Source organism: Burkholderia sp. MSh2, assembly GCF_000731655.1.
GTDB lineage: Bacteria > Pseudomonadota > Gammaproteobacteria > Burkholderiales > Burkholderiaceae > Burkholderia > Burkholderia paludis.
In genome coordinates this window covers 81,111-102,032 of record NZ_JPGM01000021.1, presented here as the reverse complement: position 1 = coordinate 102,032, position 20,922 = coordinate 81,111, and the positions used below count along the sequence as shown (strand labels likewise).

The following is a 20,922-nucleotide window of genomic DNA, read 5'->3' as shown; positions in this document are numbered from 1 at the left end:
CAGCGGGTCCTGTGAATGAATGGGCGGGGCAGGCGGCTGCCCCGCATCGAACGAGGGGAACCGGCTCAGCGGTTCACGAGTTTCGCGGGCGTGAGCCAGACGGCGATCGCGCCGATCACGAGCATCGCCGCCAGCACGTACATGCCGGAGGCCGTGCTGTGCGTGACGTCCTTCAGGTAGCCGATCACGTACGGGCTCGCGAAGCCGGCGAGGTTGCCGACCGAGTTGATGATCGCGATCCCGGCCGCCGCCGCGGAGCCCGCGAGGAACGCGGTCGGCAGCGACCAGAACAGCGGGGCGCAGGTCAGCACGCCGCCTGCCGCGAGCGACAGGAACACGATCGACACCGCCGTATTGTGCGAGTACGACGCGGCGACCGCAAACCCGACCGCGCCCATCAGCGCCGGCACGATCAGGTGCCAGCGGCGTTCGCGGCGCTTGTCGGCGCTGTGGCCGAACAGGTTCATCACGACGATCGCGACGAGGAACGGGATCGCCGACAGCAGGCCGATCTGCAGCGTATCGGTGATGCCGGTCGATTTCACGAGCGTCGGCATCCAGAACGTGAGGCCGTACTGGCCGGTGACGAACGCGAAGTAGATCAGCGACATCCACCACATGCGCGGGTCCGCGAACACGGCCTTCAGCGAATGGCCGTGCTGCTGCTGTTCCTGCGGCTGCGCGGCGATCTCGTCCTCCAGCAACTGCTTCTCGCGTTCGTCGAGCCACTTCGCGCCGCGGATGCTGTTGTCGAGATACAGGATCGTCGCGATGCCGACCAGCACGGCCGGCACGGCCTCGATCATGAACATCCATTGCCAGCCGTGGAAACCCGAGCCGCCGTGGAAGCGCTCCATGATCCAGCCCGACAGCGGGTTGCCGAAGATGCCCGACACGGGAATCGCGGACATGAACACCGCGATGATCTTCGCGCGGCGATGCGACGGGAACCAGTAGGTGAGGTACAGGATCACGCCGGGATAGAAGCCGGCTTCCGCGAGGCCGAGCAGGAAGCGCAGCACGTAGAACTGTGTCGGCGTCTTCACGAACGCGAACAGCGCCGACAGGAGGCCCCACGTGATCATGATCCGTGCGATCCAGATGCGCGCGCCGATGCGGTGCATCAGCAGGTTGCTTGGCAGTTCGAAAAGAAAGTAGCCAAGAAAGAAGATGCCGGCGCCGAGACCGAACACCGTTTCGCTGAACGCGAGATCCTGCGACATCTGCAGCTTCGCGAAGCCGACGTTCACGCGGTCGAGATACGCGACCACGTAGCAGAGCATCAGGAACGGCACGATGCGCCAGAACACTTTCTTGTAGGTGCGGTCGAGTTCCGCGGCATGGGCGGGCGCGGCGGGCGAGCGGCCAGCGGCCGCGTCGAGAGCAGTCATCGTCGTCTCCAGGATGTTGTTAGCCGGCGGCGCGCAGGCCGCCGGTTCGTGTGTGTGCTGACGGAAGGGCCCGCGCACACGGCGGGCATGGGAATCGTTGCGTGGTGCGCCGCTACCAGCGCGCGCCGAAGGCCTGGCGCAATTCGTCGAGCGCCGCGGCGGAAAGCGGTTCGGGCTTCGGGTGCGTCATCAGCCACAGCCGCGCGGTTTCCTCGAGTTCCTCGAGCGCGTACGACGCGTGCGACACCGACGGCCCCCACATCACGGGGCCGAGGCGCTCGAGCAGCACGCCGCGCACCTCGCAGGCGAGCGCCGCGACTTCGGCGGCGACGTCCGGATCGCCGGGGCGGCGGTAACGGATCAGCGGAATGTGGCCGACCTTCATCACGTAGTACGGCGTGATCGGCGGCAGCACGTCGCTGTCGCGCCACACGCCCGCGAGCGTCAGCGCGACGAGATGCGTCGAATGCGTGTGGACGACGCCGTTCGCGTCGGGATTGCGCGCGTATATGCCGCGATGCAGCGCCAGCGTCTTCGACGGCTTGCCGCCGGATACCGGCTGGCCGTCCGCACCGACCTTCGCGAGATCGTTCGGATCGAGCCGGCCGAGGCACGCGTCGGTCGGCGTGATCAGCCAGCCGTCGGGCAGCCGCGCGCTGATGTTTCCGGCGCTGCCGACCGCGTGGCCGCGCGCATGCAGGCTCGCGCCGACCACGCAGATTTCCTCGCGCAGTTTCGCTTCGTGGCTCATCGTGCAGCTCCGTCCAGCGCGCGCAGCGCCTTGTCGAAAAAGTCCGTCGTGCCGAAGTTGCCGGATTTCAGCGCGAGGCCGAGCGGCTGCGCGCCGGGCGTGGCCGTGGCCGGCACGCCCGGATCGATCTGCGCGCCGATCTGCAGCGACGCCACGTCGAGCGCCTGCACGACCGCGCCGGACGTTTCGCCGCCGGCGACGACGAACTTGCGCACGCCGAGTTCGCGCAGGCCGCGCGCGATCGCCGCGAGCGTGCTTTCGACGAGATGGCCGGCCGCGTCGATGCCGAGCGCCTGTTGCACGGCCTTCACTTCATCAGGCGTTGCCGTCGCATGGATCAGCACGGGCTGCGGCAGGTTCGCGCGCGCGAACGCGAGCGCCTCGTCGACCACGGGCTCGCCGCGCGCCGCCGCGAGCGGATCGATGCGGAAGCTCGGCCGCGTCGCGCGCCACGCGGCGACCTGGGCCTGGGTGGCCTTCGACGCGCTGCCGGCGAGCACCGCCGACAATCCGTCGATGCGCGGCAGCGCCGCCGCGTTGTCGCGCTCGGGCAGTTGTTCCGCGCGGCGGAAATTCGCGGGCAGGCCGAGCGCGATGCCCGAGCCGCCGGTGATGAGCGGCAGGCCCGCGCACGCTTCGCCGAGCACGTAGAGGTCGCGGTCCGACAGCGCGTCCGCGATGGCGAAGCGCACGCCTTCCGCGCGCAGCTGCTCGATCCGCGTGCGCACGGCAGCCGCGCCCAGCGCGATCGTGTCGTAGCGGATCAGGCCGACCGGCGACTTCGTCTGCCGCTGCAGCACGCGCACGAGGTTCGCGTCGTGCATCGGCGTGAGCGGATGGTTTTCCATCCCGGACTGGTTCAGCAGCACGTCGCCGACGAACAGGTGGCCGCGATAGATCGTGCGGCCGTTCTCGGGAAACGCCGGGCACGCGATCGTGAAGCCGCCGCCGGCCGCGTCGAGCAGCGCGTCGGCCACCGGCCCGATGTTGCCGGCGTCGGTCGAGTCGAAGGTCGAGCAGTACTTGAAGAAGAACTGGCGGCAGCCTTGCGCGCGCAGCCATTCGTACGCGGCGAGCGACTGCGCGACGGCGTCGGGCGCGGGAATCGTGCGCGACTTCAGCGCGACGACGATCGCGTCGGCCTCGGGCGACGCGCCGTCGGCGGGCACGCCGATCGTCTGCACGGTGCGCATGCCGTTCTTGACGAGCATGTTCGCGAGATCGGTCGCGCCGGTGAAATCGTCGGCGATGCAGCCGAGCAGGGGACGGGAAGCGGAAGCGGTCATGGCAGGTGCGTCGTTCGACTCAGCGGGCGGGCGGCAGCGTGATGCCGGGGAAAGTCTTGATCACGGCGGAATCGTCCTCGCCGCCGTGGCCGGCGCTCGACGCGCTCATGAACATCTGGTGCGCGGTGGCCGACAGCGGCAGCGGGAACTTGCTGCGGCGCGCGGTATCGAGCACGAGGCCGAGGTCCTTCACGAAGATGTCGACGGCCGACAGCGGCGTGTAGTCGCCGTTCAGGATGTGCGGCACGCGGTTCTCGAACATCCACGAGTTGCCGGCGCTGTGCGTGATCACGTCGTACAGCGCGTCGGCGTCGACGCCTTCGCGCAGGCCCAGCGCCATCGCCTCGGCCGCCGCTGCGATGTGCACGCCGGCCAGCAGCTGGTTGATGATCTTCACTTTCGAGCCGACGCCGTGCGCGTCGCCGAGGCGATAGACCTTGCCGGCGATCGCGGCGAGCACGTCCTCGCATGCGGCGTACGCGGCGGCGGGGCCGGACGTCATCATCGTCATCTCGCCGGAGGCCGCGCGCGCGGCGCCGCCCGACACGGGCGCATCGAGCATCTGCAGGCCGGCCGCCTCGATGCGCGCGCCGAGTGCGACCGCGAATTCGGGCGCGACGGTCGCGCTGGCGATCACGACGCCGCCCGGCTGCATCGCCGCGACCGCGCCGTGCTCGCCGAACAGCACGGTCTCGGTTTGCGCCGCATTGACGACGAGCGTGACGACGACGTCGCACTGCGCGCCGAGTTCGGCCGGCGTCGCGCACGCGATGCCGCCTTCGGCGGCGAACGCCTGCAGCACGGTGTCGCGCACGTCGCATGCGTGCACGCGCAGGCCGGCGCGCAGCAGCGAGCGCGCGACGCCGAGGCCCATCGCGCCGAGGCCGATGACTCCAACATTTCTTGACATGGTCTACCTTGATCGATTCGGGGGCAGGGCGTGACGGACGTGGCCGCCGGGTTCAGCAGATGCCGGCTTCCGCGAGACGGCGGGCGGCGTTGTACATGTGCGTGCGCGCCGCGTTGCGCGCGGCCATCGGGTCGCGTGCACGGATCGCGTCGGCGATCGCCGCGTGTTCCTCGCGCACCTGGCGCGAGAAGTCCTCGCGCGTCGCTTCGTTGCGCCGCGTGACCTTCACGCCGGCTTCGAGGTACTGGTTCAGGAACTGCAGCGTCTTGAGGAAATACGGGTTGCCGGTGACGGCCGCGATCGTGCGGTGGAACGCGACGTCTTCCGCGACGCCGTCGCGCCCTTCCGCCACGGCGTCGTCGATCCTGCGCAGCGCTTCGTCGATGTCGGCCATGTCGTCGTCGGTGTGACGCAGCGCCGCTTCGGCCGCGACCTCGGCCTCGATCGCGCGGCGCACCGCGAGCAGGTGCGGCAGCGAGGTGGCCTCGACCGCTTCCGCGTAGTCGATCCGCAGCGGCCGGATCGCGCCGTGCTGGTTCACGTACACGCCGCTGCCCTGGCGCGGCTCGACCACGCCCTCGTTCTTCAGCCGCGAGATCGCCTCGCGGATCACGGTGCGGCTCACGCCGAATTCCTGCGCGAGCACGGCTTCCGTCGGCAGCTTGCCGGTGGCCGAGAAACTGCCGACTTCAATCTGCTTGAGCAGTTGCTGCGCGACGTGGTCGCTCATCGCGCGGGCGGGAATCTTCTCGAACATGGCGGTCTGGTTTGTAAGGTGATGTGGTCATCATACAAATTTGACGGTGATGAAGCATCCGGGATAACCCTCGGTTAACGCGAGGCAACGTCGGTCAAGTTGATTGGAACCGGTTTCACTTGACGTGAAACCGGTGCGACCGCGTGTCGGCTTTGCGTTCGATCGGGCGGGCGGCCGGCCGATGCCGGTCGCGGTCAGTCGGCGGTGTCTTCGACCGGATCGGTCGCCGCCGCGGCATCGACTTCCGCCGCTTCCCCCCCGCGCTCCCGATACGCGGCAGGCGGCACGCCGAACTGCTTGCGGAACTCGCGCCCGAGGTGCGACGCATCGGCGAACCCGCAGCTCGACGCGATGTCGGCCACCGTGCGGTCCGAACTCGTCAGCAGCCACGCGGCCGTGCGCAGCCGCACCTGCTTCGCGAACGCCTGCGGGCTCTTGCCGGTCTCGGCCTTGAACAGCCGTTCGAGCTGCCGCGTCGACAAGTCGAGCTTGCTCGCGAGCTCGTCGAGCGACAGCGCGCGCCCGACATGCTGTTCCATCAGGAGAATCGCGCGCTTGACCTTCGGGTGCGTCGCCGGTTCGAGGCCCGGCGGATGCGGCTGCGGCGCATTGCCCTTCTGCATCTCGCCGACCAGCAAAATGCGCAGCGCCTTCTGTACGGTGGCGTGATCGAAATGGCGCAGCAGGATCGCGGCGGCGACGTCGATCGACGCGCGGCCGCCCGAGCAGGTGATGCGGCGCCGGTCGATCACGAACAGCCGGTCGGCGATCAGCAGGTCGGGGTCCGCGGCCGGAAAGCGCTCGATGAAATCCCAGTAGTGGAACCAGCTCACGCAGGTGCGGTGCCCGTCGAGCACGCCCGCGCGCATCAGCGTGAACACGCCGGTGCAGATGCCGACGATCGTCGCGCCGTCGGCCGCCGCGCCGCGAATGAAGTCGAGCGTCTCGGGGCCCGCCTGCGGCCCGGAATGCAGCAACCCGCCGACCACCACCACGTAGTCGAACGGCTCGGCCGCATCGAACGTTTCCCACGGCGTGATCTGGATCCCGCAACTCGCGCGCACCGGCGCGAGGGTCTCGCCGATCACGCTCCACGAACAGCGCACCGGCTTGCTGTAGTCGCCGTCGTCGGCCGACAGCCGCAGCATGTCGACGAAGCCCGAGAAAGCCGTCAGCGTGAAGTTCGGCAGCAGCACGATGCCGAAGCGGATGCGCCGCGGCGCGGGTTCGGCGAGGGGGGAAGCGGGTACGTCGGGTGTCATCGCGGCAAATCTCGTCACGCCGGGCGGGCGGTCTCACTCAGTCGACTCGGTTGATACGGGGACGGCAGCCGGGGGCGGCCGGGCGGCGCCGATGCAGCCAGCGTCGCCGATCGGCTCCGGCCCGACTTGTGGTTTTCCGTCGCGAACCATCGCCAAAACGCACTTCCGGCCGCGCCGGGCCCGGGTTTGGCGGCGGTATCCCACGCCGATGCCGTTTTTGTTCTATCGGCCGATTTTACGCTTTGGTGTACTGGCGTCCAACGTCACCACGCGCGCTTGCACGCAGAGGCATCCAGATGAACGTCAGTGTCTTCGACCTGTTCAAGATCGGCATCGGCCCGTCCAGTTCGCATACGGTCGGCCCGATGATCGCGGCGTACCGTTTCGCGTCGCACGTCGAGGACGCGAACCTGCTCGGCTTCGTGCGCCGCGTGCGGGTCGAGCTGTACGGCTCGCTCGGCGCGACCGGCAAGGGCCACGGCACCGACAAGGCCGTGCTGCTCGGCCTCGAGGGCCATCTGCCCGACACGATCGATCCCGACCTGATCGAGCCGCGGCTCGCCGCGATCCGCGCGGAGAAGTCGCTGACGCTGCTCGGCACGCAGGCGATCCGCTTCGACGAGAAGGAGCACATCGGCTTCTATCGCAAGCTGATGAGCGGCACGACCATCGTGCACCCGAACGGAATGCGGTTCCAGGCGTTCGACGAGCACGGCCAGCTGCTGGTGGAGAAGGAGTATTACTCGATCGGCGGCGGCTTCGTCGTGAACCGCGACGGCGATCGCGTCAACGGCGTGCGCGCGGCGGTCGAGGTGCCGTACCCGTTCCGCACCGGCGACGACCTGATGCGCCAGTGCCGCGAGCACGGGCTGTCGATCGCCGGGCTGATGATGCGCAACGAATGCGCGCTGCGCTCCGCCGACGAGGTGCGCGCCGGGCTGCTCGCGATCTGGCGCACGATGGCCGCGTGCGTCGAGCGCGGCTGCAAGGTCGAGGGCGACCTGCCGGGCCCGATGCGCGTGAAGCGCCGCGCGGCCGAGCTGTACAGCCGCCTGCGCGCGCGTTCGGAGGAATCGCTGCGCGACCCGCTGTCGATGCTCGACTGGGTCAACCTGTATGCGATGGCCGTCAACGAGGAGAACGCGGCGGGCGGCCGGGTCGTGACCGCGCCGACCAACGGCGCGGCCGGCGTGATCCCCGCGGTGCTGCACTACTACGTGAAGTTCGTGCCGGGCTCGAACGAGGCGGGCATCGTCGAATTCCTGCTGACGGCCGCCGCGATCGGGATCATCTACAAGGAAACCGCGTCGATTTCCGGTGCCGAAGTCGGCTGCCAGGGCGAGGTGGGCGTCGCGTGCTCGATGGCCGCGGCCGCGCTCGCCGCCGTGATGGGCGGCACGCCCGACCAGGTCGAGAACGCGGCCGAGATCGGCATGGAGCACAACCTCGGGATGACCTGCGACCCGGTCGGCGGGCTCGTGCAGATCCCGTGCATCGAGCGCAACGCGATGGGCGCGATCAAGGCGCTGAACGCGTCGCGCATGGCGCTCAAGGGCAACGGCCAGCACTACGTGTCGCTCGATTCCGTGATCAAGACGATGCGCGAGACCGGCGCCGACATGAAGACGAAATACAAGGAAACGTCGCGCGGCGGCCTCGCCGTGAACGTCATCGAATGCTAACGAAGGACCACAACATGAGCCGCTACTCGATATTCAGCCTGTTCCGCAACGGCCTTTCGTACCACGAGAACTGGGAAAAGCAGTGGAAGAGCCCGGAGCCGAAGAAGGAATACGACGTCGTGATCGTCGGCGGCGGCGGCCACGGCCTCGCGACGGCGTACTACCTCGCGAAGGAGCACGGGATCACGAACGTCGCGATCCTCGAGAAGGGCTGGATCGGCGGCGGCAACACCGCGCGCAACACGACGATCGTGCGCTCGAACTATCTGTGGGACGAATCGGCCGCGCTGTACGAGAAGGCGATGAAGCTGTGGGAAGGGCTGTCGCAGGACCTGAACTACAACGTGATGTTCAGCCAGCGCGGCGTGATGAACCTCGCGCACACGCTGCAGGACGTGCGCGACACCGAGCGCCGCGTGAATGCGAACCGGCTGAACGGCGTCGACGCCGAATTCCTCACGCCCGCGCAGATCAAGGAAATCGAACCGACCATCAACCTGAACAGCCGCTACCCGGTGCTCGGCGCATCGATCCAGCGCCGTGCGGGCGTCGCGCGCCACGACGCGGTGGCCTGGGGCTTCGCGCGCGGCGCGGATCGCGCGGGCGTCGACATCATCCAGAACTGCCAGGTCACGGGCATTCGCCGCGAGGGCGGCGCGGTGGTCGGCGTCGATACGGTGAAGGGCTTCATCAAGGCGAAGAAGGTCGCGGTGGTCGCGGCCGGCAACACGACGACGCTCGCCGACATGGCCGGCGTGCGGCTGCCGATCGAGAGCCACCCGCTGCAGGCGCTGGTGTCCGAGCCGATCAAGCCGGTCGTCAACTCGGTGATCATGTCGAACGCGGTGCACGCGTACATCAGCCAGTCCGACAAGGGCGACCTCGTGATCGGCGCGGGCATCGACCAGTACACGGGCTTCGGCCAGCGCGGCAGCTTCCACATCATCGAAAGCACGCTGCAGGCGATCGTCGAGATGTTCCCGGTGTTCTCGCGCGTGCGGATGAACCGCCAGTGGGGCGGCATCGTCGACGTGTCGCCGGACGCGTGCCCGATCATCACCAAGACCGACGTGAAGGGCCTCTATTTCAACTGCGGCTGGGGCACCGGCGGCTTCAAGGCGACGCCCGGCTCGGGCTGGGTGTTCGCGCACACGATCGCCCGCGACGAACCGCATCCGCTGAACGCGCCGTTCGCGCTCGACCGCTTCTACACGGGCCACCTGATCGACGAGCACGGCGCCGCCGCCGTCGCGCACTGAACCGACCATTGGAGAAAGAAACATGTTGCTGATCGAATGTCCGTGGTGCGGGCCGCGCGCCGAATCCGAATTCTCGTGCGGCGGCGAAGCCGACATCGTGCGCCCGGTCAATAACGAGAACATGACCGACCGCGAATGGGGCGAATACGTGTTCATGCGCGAGAACAAGCGCGGGCTGCACAAGGAGCAATGGCTGCACGCGCAGGGCTGCCGCCGCTGGTTCAAGGCCACGCGCGACACGGTGACCTACGATATCAAGGGCTACGAAACGTTCGACGGGGCTGCCATCGGCGGCGCGGCCGCCGGCAACGCACACGAAGAGGGCACGAGCAAATGAGCCAGAAAGACCGTCTTGGCACCGGTGGCCGCATCAATCGTGCGATTCCGCTGACGTTCACGTTCAACGGCCGCACGTATCAGGGCTTCCAGGGCGACACGCTCGCGTCCGCGCTGCTCGCGAACGGCGTGCACTTCGTCGCGCGCAGCTTCAAGTACCACCGCCCGCGCGGGATCGTGACGGCGGACGTCGCGGAACCGAACGCCGTCGTGCAGCTCGAATCGGGCCCGTACACGGTGCCGAACGCGCGCGCGACCGAAATCGAGCTGTACCAGGGGCTCGTCGCGACGAGCGTGAACGCGGAGCCGACGCTCGAGAACGACAAGTACGCGATCAACCAGAAGCTGTCGCGCTTCCTGCCGGCCGGCTTCTACTACAAGACCTTCATGTGGCCGCGCAACATGTGGCCGAAGTACGAGGAGAAGATCCGCGAGGCGGCCGGCCTCGGCAAGGCGCCCGAGGCGCTCGACGCCGATCGCTACGACAAGTGCTACGCGCACTGCGACGTGCTCGTCGTCGGCGGCGGCCCGTCGGGGCTTGCCGCCGCGCATGCGGCGGCCGTGGCCGGCGCGCGCGTGATCCTCGTCGACGACCAGCGCGAGCTCGGCGGCAGCCTGCTGTCGTGCCGCGCCGAGATCGACGCGAAGCCCGCGCTGCAGTGGGTCGAGAAGGTCGAGGCCGAGCTGCGCAAGCTGCCCGACGTGACGATCCTGTCGCGCAGCACCGCGTTCGGCTACCAGGATCACAACCTCGTGACCGTCACGCAGCGCCTGACCGACCACCTGCCGGTGTCGATGCGCAAGGGTACGCGCGAACTGCTGTGGAAGGTCCGCGCGAAGCGCGTGATCCTCGCGACCGGCGCGCACGAGCGGCCGATCGTGTTCGGCAACAACGACCTGCCGGGCGTGATGCTGGCGTCGGCCGTGTCCACGTACGTGCATCGCTTCGGCGTGCTGCCGGGCCGCAACGCGGTGGTGTTCACGAACAACGACCACGCGTACCAGACCGCGCTCGACCTGAAGGCGTGCGGCGCGAAGGTGACGGTCGTCGATGCGCGCCCGTCGTCGAACGGCGCGCTGCCGGCCGCCGCCAAGCGGCAGGGCGTGACAGTGATGAGCGGCGCGGTCGTGACGGCCGCGGCGGGCAAGTGGCGCGTATCGTCGGTCGACGTCGCGTCCAGTACGAACGGCCAGGTCGGCGGCAAGCTGCAGACGCTGCCGTGCGATCTCGTCGCGATGTCGGGAGGCTTCAGCCCGGTGCTGCACCTGTTCGCGCAGTCGGGCGGCAAGGCGTGCTGGAGCGACGAGAAGGCGTGCTTCCTGCCGGGCAAGCCCGTGCAGGCGGAGGCGAGCATCGGCGCGGCGGCCGGCGAATTCGGGCTGGCGCGCGCGCTGCGTCTCGCGGTCGACGCCGGGGTGGAGGCGGCGAAGGCGGCGGGCTTCACGGCCGGGCAGCGTCCCGTCGCGCCGCAGGTCGCGGAAGCCGTCGAGGGCCCGTTGCAGCCGCTGTGGCTCGTCGGCAGCCGCGAAGCCGCGGCGCGCGGGCCGAAGCAGTTCGTCGATTTCCAGAACGACGTGTCGGCCGCCGACATCCTGCTCGCCGCGCGCGAAGGTTTCGAGTCGGTCGAGCACGTGAAGCGCTATACGGCGATGGGCTTCGGCACCGACCAGGGCAAGCTCGGCAACATCAACGGGATGGCGATTCTCGCGGGGGCGCTCGGCAAGACGATTCCGGAAACGGGCACGACGACGTTCCGCCCGAACTACACGCCCGTGTCGTTCGGCACGTTCGCGGGCCGCGAGCTGGGCGATTTCCTCGATCCGATCCGCAAGACCTGCGTGCACGAGTGGCACGTCGAGCACGGCGCGCTGTTCGAGGACGTCGGCAACTGGAAGCGGCCGTGGTACTTCCCGAAGAACGGCGAAGACCTGCACGCGGCCGTGAAGCGCGAGTGCCTCGCGGTGCGCAACAGCGTCGGCATCCTCGACGCGTCGACGCTCGGCAAGATCGACATCCAGGGCCCGGATGCCGTGAAGCTGCTGAACTGGATGTACACGAACCCGTGGAACAAGCTCGAGGTGGGCAAGTGCCGCTACGGGCTGATGCTCGACGAGAACGGGATGGTGTTCGACGACGGCGTGACGGTGCGCCTCGCCGACCAGCATTTCATGATGACGACCACGACCGGCGGCGCGGCGCGCGTGCTCACGTGGCTCGAACGCTGGCTGCAGACCGAATGGCCCGACATGAAGGTGCGGCTGTCGTCGGTCACCGATCACTGGGCGACGTTCGCGGTGGTCGGCCCGAAGAGCCGCAAGGTCGTGCAGAAGGTGTGCCAGGACATCGACTTCGGCAACGAGGCGTTCCCGTTCATGAGCTACCGGAACGGCACCGTCGCGGGCGCGAAGGCGCGCGTGATGCGGATCAGCTTCTCGGGCGAGCTGGCCTATGAAGTGAACGTGCCGGCGAACGCGGGCCGCGCGGTGTGGGAAGCGCTGATGGCGGCCGGCGCCGAGTTCGACATCACGCCGTACGGCACCGAGACGATGCACGTGCTGCGCGCGGAGAAGGGCTACATCATCGTCGGCCAGGACACCGACGGCTCGGTCACGCCGTACGACCTCGGGATGGGCGGGCTGGTCGCGAAGTCGAAGGATTGTCTCGGCAAGCGTTCGCTCGCGCGCTCCGACACCGCGAAGGAAGGCCGCAAGCAGTTCGTCGGCCTGCTGACCGAGGACGCGCAGTTCGTGCTGCCGGAAGGTGCGCAGATCGTCGCGAAGGACACGCAGGTGTCGGCGGTCGATCCGACGCCGATGATCGGCCATGTGACGTCGAGCTACTACAGCCCGATCCTGAAGCGCTCGATCGCGCTCGCGGTGGTGAAGGGCGGCCTGAACAAGATGGGCGAGAGCGTCGTGATTCCGCTGGCCAACGGCAAGCGCATCGCCGCGACGATCTCGAGCCCGGTTTTCTACGATACCGAAGGGGTGCGCCAGCATGTGGAATGAAACGAGAAACCAGACGCAGGTGGCGGGCGCGGGCGGCGTGACGCTCGAATCGCCGTTCGTCGGCGCGGCCGACGTGCTGAAGCCGCACCAGGCGCGCGCATCGAAGAAGTTCACGCTGCGCGAGCGGCCGTTCCTCGACCTCGTCAACGTGCGCGGCGAGCTGGGCGATCCGGCGTTCGTGAGCGCGTTCGAGCGCGTGGTGGGCTGCCGCCCGCCCGCGGCGCCGAACACGGTCGCGCGCGGCGCCGAATACGACGTGCTGTGGCTCGGCCCCGACGAGTGGCTCGTGCGCTCGAACGGCCCCGTGCAGGCCGGCGCGCTGGAGGCGCAGCTTGCGCAGGCCGTGCAGGGTTCGTATGCGGCGGCCGTCGACGTCGGCAGCGGCTATACCGTCGTCGAGATCGGCGGCGAACGCGTGCGCGACGTGCTCGCGCGCGGCTGCCCGCTCGATCTTCATCCGCGCGCGTTCAAGCCCGGCCAGTGCGCGCAGTCGCACTACTTCAAGGCGTCGATCGTGCTGATCCCGACCGGTGACGACGTGTTCGAGATCGTCGTGCGGCGCAGCTTCGCCGACTACTTCGTGCGCATCATGCTCGACGCGGCCGCGCCGCTCGCATCATGAAGCCGTTCGACGACCCGTTCGTGGCGATCGACGCGCCGCGCCTGGGCGGGCGCGGCTGGAGCGTGTTCGTCGAAGAACTGAAGGTGCCCGCGCGGATCGGCATTCATGCGCACGAGCATGAAGCGCCGCAGCCGATCGTGATCGATGCGCGGCTCGGGTATCGCTGCGAGCCGAGCGAGCAGAACGCGTGGATCGATTACGACGGCTATTGCACGCGCGTGGCCGCGTTCCTGTCGCACAAGCCGCATACGCGGCTGCTGGAAACGCTCGTCGCCGATATCGCGGTGCTGTCGTTTCGCGAATGGCCTGCGCTGGAGTCGCTGACGCTGTCGGCGTACAAGCCGAAGATCCGGCCGGGCACGAAGCGCGTCGGCGTGTCGCTCGACTGGACCCGCGGGGATTATGCGCGGTGGACGGGAGAGACGGAGCGGGGGTGATGGCGGCCGCGGTGCCGCCGTAGCGGTTTGTCGCGGTCGGCGCGTGTGGGCCTGCGGAAAGGATCTCGCACGACACAGGCAATCGGCCCGAAAAGAGGCCACGTCTCGCGCCCGTGATTTCGAGGGCCGACACCGGCCTTCCATGATGCGCGGCGGCACGCGAACCGGCGCCGCGACACGCGTGTTCCGCGCGTCGCGGCGTCGCGCCGTGCGGATGCGTTACGCCGCGGCCGTACCGTCCAGCGCCGGATAATCCACATACCCGCGCGCATCGCCGCCGAAGAACGTGTCGCGCTGCGCGTCGTTCATCGGCGCGCCCGTCTTCAGCCGCGTGACGAAATCCGGATTCGCGAGCACCATCTGCCCGTACGCTTCGAGATCGGCGAGGCCCGTCGCGACATCCGAGCCGATCGCGTCGCGCGCGCGGCCCGGGCGGTTCACGATCAGCGTGCCGTTCCAGCGCGCGCGCAGGTCCGCGAGCAGCGGCTCGTCGCCCTGGTGCATCACGTGCAGGTACGCGAGGCCGAGCCGGTCGAGCTGCGTCGTCAGGTAGCGATACAGGTCCGGCCCTTGCGCGCCTTCGTCGATGCCCCACAGCGTGGTGCCGGGCGACAGGCGGATCGCGGTGCGGTCCGCGCCGATCTCGGCGGCGATCGCCTCGGCCACCTCGATCGCGAAGCGTGCGCGATGTTCGATCGGGCCGCCGTACGCGTCGCCGCGCGTATTCGCGTTCGGTGCGAAGAACTGCTGGACCAGGTACCCGTTCGCGCCGTGGATCTCGACGCCGTCGGCGCCGGCCTCGATCGCGCGACGCGCGGCGAGGCGGAAGTCGTTCACGGTGTCGCGCACTTCGTCCGTCGTCAGCGCGCGCGGCGCGGGAATCGGCTGCATCCCCTTCGACGTGAACATCGGCACGCCCGGCGCGATCGCCGACGGCGCGACGCCCTGCCGGTGATGCGGCGTATTGTCGGGATGCGACATGCGCCCGACGTGCATCAGCTGGATGAACAGCCGGCCGCCGCGCGCGTGCACCGCGTTGCCGACGGCCTGCCAGCCGGCAACGTGCGCGTCGGTGTAGATGCCGGGCGTGGTCAGGTAGCCTTGCCCGTCGTCCGACGGCTGCGTGCCTTCGCTGACGATCAGGCCGAGATCCGCGCGCTGCGCATAGTACTCGGCCGCCAGTGCGCCGGGCGTGCCGTCGAACGCGGCGCGGCTGCGCGTCATCGGCGCCATGACCAGGCGGTTCTGCAGCGTGTAGCGGCCGACACGGGCCGGGGTGAACAGTGCGTCCATGATGCGTGCTCCTCGAGGGTCGGGTAACGGCGCCGGGGTGGCGCCGTATCGGGCGCCGGCCGCGCACCGTTGCGCCGGCCTCGCCGCCATGGACACATCATCCATTGCTTCTTTTTCGAGATAAATGGGGTATTCTGGATCGCATTGATCCATTGATGGAGCGGTCGGCGTGGAATTGCTGAACGACATGGCGCTGTTCGTGGAGGTCGTGAAGGCGAAGGGCTTTCGCAGCGCGGCCGACGCGCTGGGGATGCCGAATTCGACGCTGTCGCGGCGCATCGGTGCGCTGGAAAAGGCGATCGGGTTGCGGCTGCTGCATCGCACGACGCGCCGCATCGAGCTGACCGAGGCCGGGCAGCTGTATTTCGAGCGCTGCAAGCGCATCGTCGACGAGGCGCGGCTCGCGCACGAACAGCTCGGCGAACTGCTGGCCGAACCGTCGGGCGTGCTGCGCGCGTCGTTTCCGGTCGATTTCGCGGTGATCTACCTGACGCCGCTGATCGCTGAATTCGCGAACCGCTACCCGAAGCTGACGTTCGATTTCGAACTGACGTCGCGGCGCGTCGATCTGGTGAGCGAACCGTTCGACGTCGCGATCCGCATGGGCGAATCGGCGGATTCCCAGCTCGTCGCGCGGCGGCTCGCGACGTTCCGCAATCACCTGTATGCGTCGCCGCGCTATCTCGAGCGCGCGGGCGAGCCGCGCGAGCCGGGCGACCTGACGCGGCATCAATGCCTGAGCGTGCAGCGTGTGGGCAAGTGGACGCTGCACGACGCTGCGCGGGAGGTCGAGGTGCCGGTGGGCGGGCGCTTCGTCGTGAACAGCGTCGGCATGATCCGGCAACTGGCCGTGAACGATGCGGGCGTCATCCAGATGCCGGAGGAAGTGGTGGCCGACGACGTGGCCGCGGGCCGGTTGCGGCGCGTGTTGCCCGCATGGGAGGGCGCGCCCGTTCCGATCTACGCGATGACGGAGACGCGCCTGCTGCCGGCGAAGACGCAGGTCTTCATCGAATATCTGCGCGCGCATTTCGCGCGGCGGTGACGGGCGGCGTGCCGGAGTGCGCCGTGCGTGCGCGGCAGGACGGGGCTCGCGCACGGATGTGCGCGGCTGCGCTTACTGCGTGTCGCGCGCCGAGGACGTGTCGCTGACCGGCATCATGCGGCCCTTCGCGTCGTTCGCGGGTTTCACGGCTTTCGCGTCGTCGTCCGGTTCGAGCACGAACCGGAACGAATCGACCCGCTGCATCACCTTCGCCGCATACGCGTTCGACCCGCCGTAGCTCTTCAGCCCGGCCTGCACGTTGCCGCCGGCCGCCCTCACGTAGCCCGACAGGATCGCGGAGCCGGCGTCGACGTTCGCGTTCGGCTCGGTCAGGTCCTTCACGTTGCGCAGCAGGCCGCGATGCGCGGCCGGCACGACCTGCATCAGCCCGGTCGCGCCGTGCTGGCCGCGCGCCTTTTCCTGAAAGCGCGATTCGATCGAGATGATGGCGTAAACGAGTGCGGGCGGCAGCGAATATTTCGTCGCAGTAACGCTCACGATATCGGCCAGCTTCGCGGCGCGTTCCTTCGCGACACCGAATTTCCGCGTCAGGTAGGACGTGATGCGGCGGTTTGCTTCGTTCGGCTGATTGTTGGCATCGGCGAGCGGCGCGGAGGCGACGAGCGGCGCCGACGCGGCCGTTTCGGGCGCGGACGCAGACAGTGCGGGCGCCTGCTGCGCCGACGCCTGTTGTGCGATGCCGAGCGATACCACGATCAGCCAGAGAAACCGTCGCATGGTGGAAGGTGGGGAACTGGGAGGGGCATAGTATATCGGCCAATCGCCGCCGATGGTCGAACGCCGGTTTGAATGAAAGCGACGTGTAGGCTTGTATCGATTCGCGGGCCGATCGTTGCACGGATACGCATCGGAGTCCGGATGAATGTCGCCTGGCACGGCGCCTGTTGGTTGCGACAGGCGCGAGATCGGATGCGGCCCGCGCGCGTTATGCGCGCCGCGCGGTCGCGATCCGGGCAAGCGCGCCGATCGCATCGCTGACGAGCACCGCGAGCAGCCCGACGATCAGGCCGCCCTGCAGCACGAACGCGGTGTTCGACGTCTGCAGGCCCGCGATGATCACGTCGCCGAGCCCGCGCGCGGCGACCGTCGAGCCGATCGTCGCGGTGCCGAGATTGATCACGACGGCGAGCCGGATGCCGTTGACGATCACCGGAAACGCGAGCGGCAGCTCGACCGATACCAGTTGCTGCCAGCCGCTCATCCCCATGCCGCGCGCGGCGTCGACGACGTCGCGCGGCACGTCCTCGAGCCCGGCGATCGTGCTTTCGAACACGGGCAGGAGGCCATACAGCACCAGCGCGATCAGCACGGGCTTCAATCCGAAGCCGACGGCCGGCACCGCGAGCGCGAGCACCGCGACGGGCGGGAAGGTCTGGCCGATGTCGACGACGCTGCGTGCGACCGGCAGGAAATCCGCACCCCACGGCCGCGTGACCGCGATCCCGGCCGCGACGGCGACGAGCGTGCCGAGCGTGCTCGACAGCGCGACGGTGCCGAGATGCGCGAGCGTGAGATCGAGCAGGCTCGCACGATCGTAGATGACCGGCGCGCCGTTGTCCGCGAACGGCGCGAACAGCCCCTGCAGCCACGCGGGGCGCAGCAGCAGCACGAGCAGCAGCGCGAGTGCGGCCGCGCGTGCCGCATGGGCCGGGAATGCGGAGCGCGCGGGCCGCGCGCGGTGCGCCGTCATGCGGGCTGGCGCGCGTGCGCGCGGATCGCGTCGAGCGTGATGCGGCGCGCGTGGTTGCCGTTGCCGTCGTCGACCGGCAGCGCATCGACGCCGCGCCACAGCAGTTCGGACACCGCATCGCGCAGCGTGCGCGTCGCGGCGATCGGGGCGCCGTCGGCATGACCGGGTTCGGCCACCGTGTCGATCGGCGTCAGGGCGAGCAGGCGCAGCGGCCGGTCGACGCCCGCGACGAGCTGCTCGACGACGCCCGCTGCCGGCTTGCCGAGAATCTCGGCCGGCGGCGCGACCTGCAGCAGGCGCCCGCCGTCCATCACCGCGATCGTGTCGCCGAGCTTCAGCGCTTCCTCGATATCGTGCGTGACGATCACGACCGTGATGCCAAGGCGGCGCTGCAACGCGAGCAGGTCGTCCTGCGCCTTGCCGCGAATGATCGGGTCGAGCGCGCCGAAGGGCTCGTCCATCAGCAAGATCGCGGGCTCGGCCGCGAGCGCGCGCGCGACGCCGACGCGCTGCTGCTGTCCGCCCGACAGTTCGTGCGGCAGCTTGCCGGCGAACTCGGCCGGTGCGAGATGGAACAGGTCGAGCAGCGCGTTCACGCGCGCGTCGATGCGATCGGCCGGCCAGCCGAGCAGGCGCGGCACGGTCGCGATGTTGCGCGCGACGCTCCAGTGCGGAAACAGCCCGTGCCCCTGGATCGCATAGCCGATGCCGCGCCGCAACTGCTCGGGCGCGACGGTGGCCGTATCGACGCCGTCGATGCGGATCGTGCCGCTGGTGGGCGCGATCAGCCGGTTGATCATGCGCAGCAGCGTCGACTTGCCGCTGCCCGATGCGCCGACGAGCGCGGTGATCGTGCCGCGCTGCATCGTCAGCGACACGTCGTCGACGGCGAGGGTTGCGCCGAAGCGCTTGCCGGCGCGTTCGATCTCGATCATGCGGTACGTCCCTTCGCGAGCGAGGTCGCGGCTTCGAACACGATAGCGGCCGCCAGTGCGAGCGCGATCGTCGGGATCGCGCCAAGCAACACGAGATCGGCGGCCGACTGCCCGATGCCCTGGAAGATGAAGGTGCCGAACCCGCCGCCGCCGATCAGCGCGGCGACCGCGGTCAGGCCGATGTTCTGCACGAGCACGATGCGCACGCCGCTCAGGATCACCGGCAACGCCAGCACGAGGTCGACGCGCAGCAGCCGCTGCATGCGCGTCATGCCCATCGCGCGTGCGGCTTCGGTCACGTGCGGCGGCACTTGCCCGAGCCCGACCACGACGCTCGACACGATCGGCAGCAGCGAATACAGGAACAGCGCGAGCGCGGCCGGCGCGACGCCGATTCCGCGGATGCCGAGCGCGGCCGCGAGCGGCACGCGTGCGGCAAGCGCGCCGAGCGGCGCCATCATCAGCCCGTACATCGCGATGCTGGGGATCGTCTGCACGATATTGAGCACCGGCATCGAGACGGTCCGCGCCGCCGCGATGCGCGCGCATGCGATGCCGAGCGGCACGCCCGCGATCAGCGCGGCGGCCACCGAGCCGCCCGCGAGCGCCACGTGCCGGATCGCCTCGCGCCAGAAGTCGTCGCTGCGCACCGCGTATTCGCGCATCACGGAGAGCCCGTCCCACCAGCCGCTCGCGAGCGGCACCGCGATCGCGGCCACCGCGACGGCGAGCGCGGCGAGGCGCCGCCACGGGCCGAACGCGAGCCGCGCGAGCGCGTCGGCGACGAGCACCGCCCATGCGAACAGCAGCAGCCAGACGCCTGAGGAGGGCGACACGCGGGCGAGCACGTCGTCGGGTGCGACGACGTGCGTCGCGGCCGCGCCGACCGCGTACGCCAGCGTCGCGAGCCATGCGCAGCCGGCCGCGAGCCGCCACGCGGGGCGGCTCGCCGTCATCGCCCACAGCGCGCCGACGATCCACAGCGCGGCGAGCGCGGCGCCCTGCCGGGCCGGCAGCGCGGCGAACACGGACAGATCCGTGCCGGCCGCGATGCGATTCGGGCGCAGCACCGCGAACGGCAGGCCGAGCACGGCGGCGATCGTCAGGACGCCGATCAGAATGCCGACCTTGTCGGCCGTCATGCGCCGCGCGGACGTCGCCGCGCGTTCCGTCATTTGACGAAGCCCTTCGACTTCAGATAGCGCTGCGCGACGCCGGCTGCCGGCTCGCCGTTGATCTGGATGCGTGCGTTCAGCGTCTGCAGCGTTTTCAGGTCGAGGCTCGCGAACACCGGCTTCAGGTAGTCGGCGATCTGCGGATGCGCCTTCAGCACGGCCTCGCGGATCACCGGCGCGGGGGCGTAGACGGGCTGCACGTGCTTGTCGTCGTCGAGCACCGCGAGGCCGCTCGACGAGATTCCGCCGTCGGTGCCGTAGACCATCGCGGCGTTCACGCCGTCGGTCTGGTTCGCGGCGGCCTTGATCGTCGCGGACGTGTCGCCGCCCGACAGCACGACGAGCTGCTCGGGCTTCAGCTTGAAGCCGTATGCCTTCTCGAACGACGGCAGCGCGGACGCGCTGTTCACGAACTCGGCCGATGCCGCGAGCTTCACCTTGCCGCCGCCCGCAACCCACTTGCCGAAATCGGAGAAGGATTTCAGGTGCTGCGATTGCGCGACGGGCGCGAGCACCGCGACGCCCCACGTGTTGTTCGCGGGCGCCGGTGTGAGCCACACGAGATGGTTGGCCGCGTAGTCGAGCTGCTTCGCGGTGTCGTAGCCTTTCGCGGCATCCTTCCAGACCGGGTCGTCGGCCTTGTTGAAGAAGAACGCGGCGTTACCGGTGTATTCCGGGTAGATGTCGATCTCGCCGCTCGTCAGCGCCTTGCGCACGATCGGCGTCGCGCCGAGCGCGATTCTTTCGGTGACCGGAATGCCGTGGGCCTTCAGCACCTGCGCGATGAGGTTGCCGAGCAGGTTGCCTTCGGTGTCGATCTTCGACGACACGACGACGGGCGTGTCGGCATGCGCGCCGGGTGCGGCAAGGGCGGCGGCGATTGCGAGGCCCAGGATCCGGGCGGGTAGGGCGAGCTTCATACGGGCCATTCTCCAGGACGGGGGCGTACGCCGAAACTTACTTGACTGGGCCCGCTTTGGCAAACCGCTTGCTGCGGCGCGTCCACAGCCCGCGTGGGGATAACCCGCGTCCGTCGTGCAGGCTTGCTACACTGGAATCCG

General features: G+C 69.2%; 19 protein-coding genes. 7 read left to right on the top strand and 12 right to left on the bottom strand.

The window, feature by feature from the left end:
* Positions 1–65: 65 nt before the first annotated feature.
* The 6 genes from GQ57_RS14470 to GQ57_RS14445 form a co-directional block, all read right to left on the bottom strand.
* Entirely contained in the window at positions 66–1,391 is a 1,326-nt protein-coding gene (locus GQ57_RS14470; protein ID WP_031399946.1) for an MFS transporter, read from the bottom strand.
* Positions 1,392–1,503: 112 nt separating this feature from the next.
* Entirely contained in the window at positions 1,504–2,142 is a 639-nt protein-coding gene (otnC, locus tag GQ57_RS14465) for a 3-oxo-tetronate 4-phosphate decarboxylase (protein ID WP_031399945.1), read from the bottom strand.
* Positions 2,139–3,428 (bottom strand): 3-oxo-tetronate kinase, encoded by a 1,290-nt coding sequence (otnK, locus tag GQ57_RS14460; RefSeq protein ID WP_034198204.1) that lies wholly within the window; start codon positions 3,426–3,428, stop codon positions 2,139–2,141. Before otnK ends, otnC begins: the two co-directional genes overlap by 4 nt.
* Before the next feature lie 19 nt (positions 3,429–3,447).
* Entirely contained in the window at positions 3,448–4,338 is an 891-nt protein-coding gene (gene ltnD / locus GQ57_RS14455; RefSeq protein WP_031399943.1) for an L-threonate dehydrogenase, read from the bottom strand.
* 52 nt (positions 4,339–4,390) lie between these two features.
* Positions 4,391–5,095, bottom strand: a complete 705-nt coding sequence (locus GQ57_RS14450; protein ID WP_034198203.1) for a FadR/GntR family transcriptional regulator — start codon at positions 5,093–5,095, stop codon at positions 4,391–4,393.
* 194 nt (positions 5,096–5,289) lie between these two features.
* Positions 5,290–6,357, bottom strand: a complete 1,068-nt coding sequence (locus GQ57_RS14445) for a GlxA family transcriptional regulator (protein ID WP_034198202.1) — start codon at positions 6,355–6,357, stop codon at positions 5,290–5,292.
* A gap of 296 nt (positions 6,358–6,653) precedes the next feature.
* On the opposite strand from GQ57_RS14445, the gene GQ57_RS14440 reads away from it, so the two are divergent.
* The 6 genes from GQ57_RS14440 to GQ57_RS14415 are packed head-to-tail and all read left to right on the top strand — an operon-like array spanning position 6,654 to position 13,702.
* Positions 6,654–8,039, top strand: a complete 1,386-nt coding sequence (locus GQ57_RS14440) for an L-serine ammonia-lyase (protein ID WP_031399940.1) — start codon at positions 6,654–6,656, stop codon at positions 8,037–8,039.
* Between the two features lie 14 nt (positions 8,040–8,053).
* Positions 8,054–9,298 carry a sarcosine oxidase subunit beta family protein gene (locus GQ57_RS14435; RefSeq protein WP_006480591.1) on the top strand — a complete coding sequence of 415 codons (1,245 nt, stop codon included), beginning with the start codon at positions 8,054–8,056 and terminating at the stop codon, positions 9,296–9,298.
* Positions 9,299–9,320: 22 nt separating this feature from the next.
* Positions 9,321–9,635, top strand: a complete 315-nt coding sequence (locus tag GQ57_RS14430) for a sarcosine oxidase subunit delta (protein WP_034198201.1) — start codon at positions 9,321–9,323, stop codon at positions 9,633–9,635.
* On the top strand, positions 9,632–12,643 hold the full coding sequence (locus GQ57_RS14425; RefSeq protein ID WP_034198200.1) for a sarcosine oxidase subunit alpha family protein: 3,012 nt from the start codon (positions 9,632–9,634) through the stop codon (positions 12,641–12,643). The genes GQ57_RS14430 and GQ57_RS14425 overlap by 4 nt, the downstream gene beginning before the upstream one ends.
* Complete coding sequence (locus GQ57_RS14420; RefSeq protein WP_034198199.1) at positions 12,633–13,265, top strand: sarcosine oxidase subunit gamma; 633 nt, start codon at positions 12,633–12,635, stop codon at positions 13,263–13,265. Before GQ57_RS14425 ends, GQ57_RS14420 begins: the two co-directional genes overlap by 11 nt.
* The gene (locus GQ57_RS14415) at positions 13,262–13,702 is read left to right on the top strand and encodes a dihydroneopterin aldolase (RefSeq protein WP_034198198.1); all 441 of its coding nucleotides are present in this window, start codon (positions 13,262–13,264) and stop codon (positions 13,700–13,702) included. Before GQ57_RS14420 ends, GQ57_RS14415 begins: the two co-directional genes overlap by 4 nt.
* Positions 13,703–13,921: 219 nt before the next feature.
* Here the strand turns inward: GQ57_RS14415 and GQ57_RS14410 are convergent, their stop codons facing one another.
* Positions 13,922–14,995, bottom strand: a complete 1,074-nt coding sequence (locus GQ57_RS14410; RefSeq protein ID WP_034198197.1) for an alkene reductase — start codon at positions 14,993–14,995, stop codon at positions 13,922–13,924.
* Positions 14,996–15,164: 169 nt separating this feature from the next.
* On the opposite strand from GQ57_RS14410, the gene GQ57_RS14405 reads away from it, so the two are divergent.
* Complete coding sequence (locus tag GQ57_RS14405) at positions 15,165–16,040, top strand: LysR family transcriptional regulator (RefSeq protein WP_034198196.1); 876 nt, start codon at positions 15,165–15,167, stop codon at positions 16,038–16,040.
* A 72-nt stretch (positions 16,041–16,112) separates the two neighbouring features.
* Here GQ57_RS14405 and GQ57_RS14400 read toward each other — a convergent pair whose 3' ends face one another.
* The 5 genes from GQ57_RS14400 to osmF all read right to left on the bottom strand — a co-directional run bounded on the left by GQ57_RS14400 (position 16,113) and on the right by osmF (position 20,781).
* Positions 16,113–16,778: a lytic transglycosylase domain-containing protein gene (locus GQ57_RS14400; protein WP_031399933.1), complete on the bottom strand. Its 666-nt coding sequence runs from the start codon at positions 16,776–16,778 to the stop codon at positions 16,113–16,115.
* A gap of 208 nt (positions 16,779–16,986) precedes the next feature.
* Positions 16,987–17,751: an ABC transporter permease gene (locus tag GQ57_RS14395; protein ID WP_034198195.1), complete on the bottom strand. Its 765-nt coding sequence runs from the start codon at positions 17,749–17,751 to the stop codon at positions 16,987–16,989.
* Positions 17,748–18,686 carry an ABC transporter ATP-binding protein gene (locus GQ57_RS14390; protein WP_031399931.1) on the bottom strand — a complete coding sequence of 313 codons (939 nt, stop codon included), beginning with the start codon at positions 18,684–18,686 and terminating at the stop codon, positions 17,748–17,750. The genes GQ57_RS14395 and GQ57_RS14390 overlap by 4 nt, the downstream gene beginning before the upstream one ends.
* A complete protein-coding gene (locus GQ57_RS14385) occupies positions 18,683–19,861 on the bottom strand; it encodes an ABC transporter permease (RefSeq protein WP_034198194.1) in 1,179 nt (392 codons plus the stop codon). Before GQ57_RS14385 ends, GQ57_RS14390 begins: the two co-directional genes overlap by 4 nt.
* Positions 19,858–20,781: a glycine betaine ABC transporter substrate-binding protein OsmF gene (osmF, locus tag GQ57_RS14380; RefSeq protein WP_034198193.1), complete on the bottom strand. Its 924-nt coding sequence runs from the start codon at positions 20,779–20,781 to the stop codon at positions 19,858–19,860. The genes GQ57_RS14385 and osmF overlap by 4 nt, the downstream gene beginning before the upstream one ends.
* Positions 20,782–20,922: the final 141 nt, after the last annotated feature.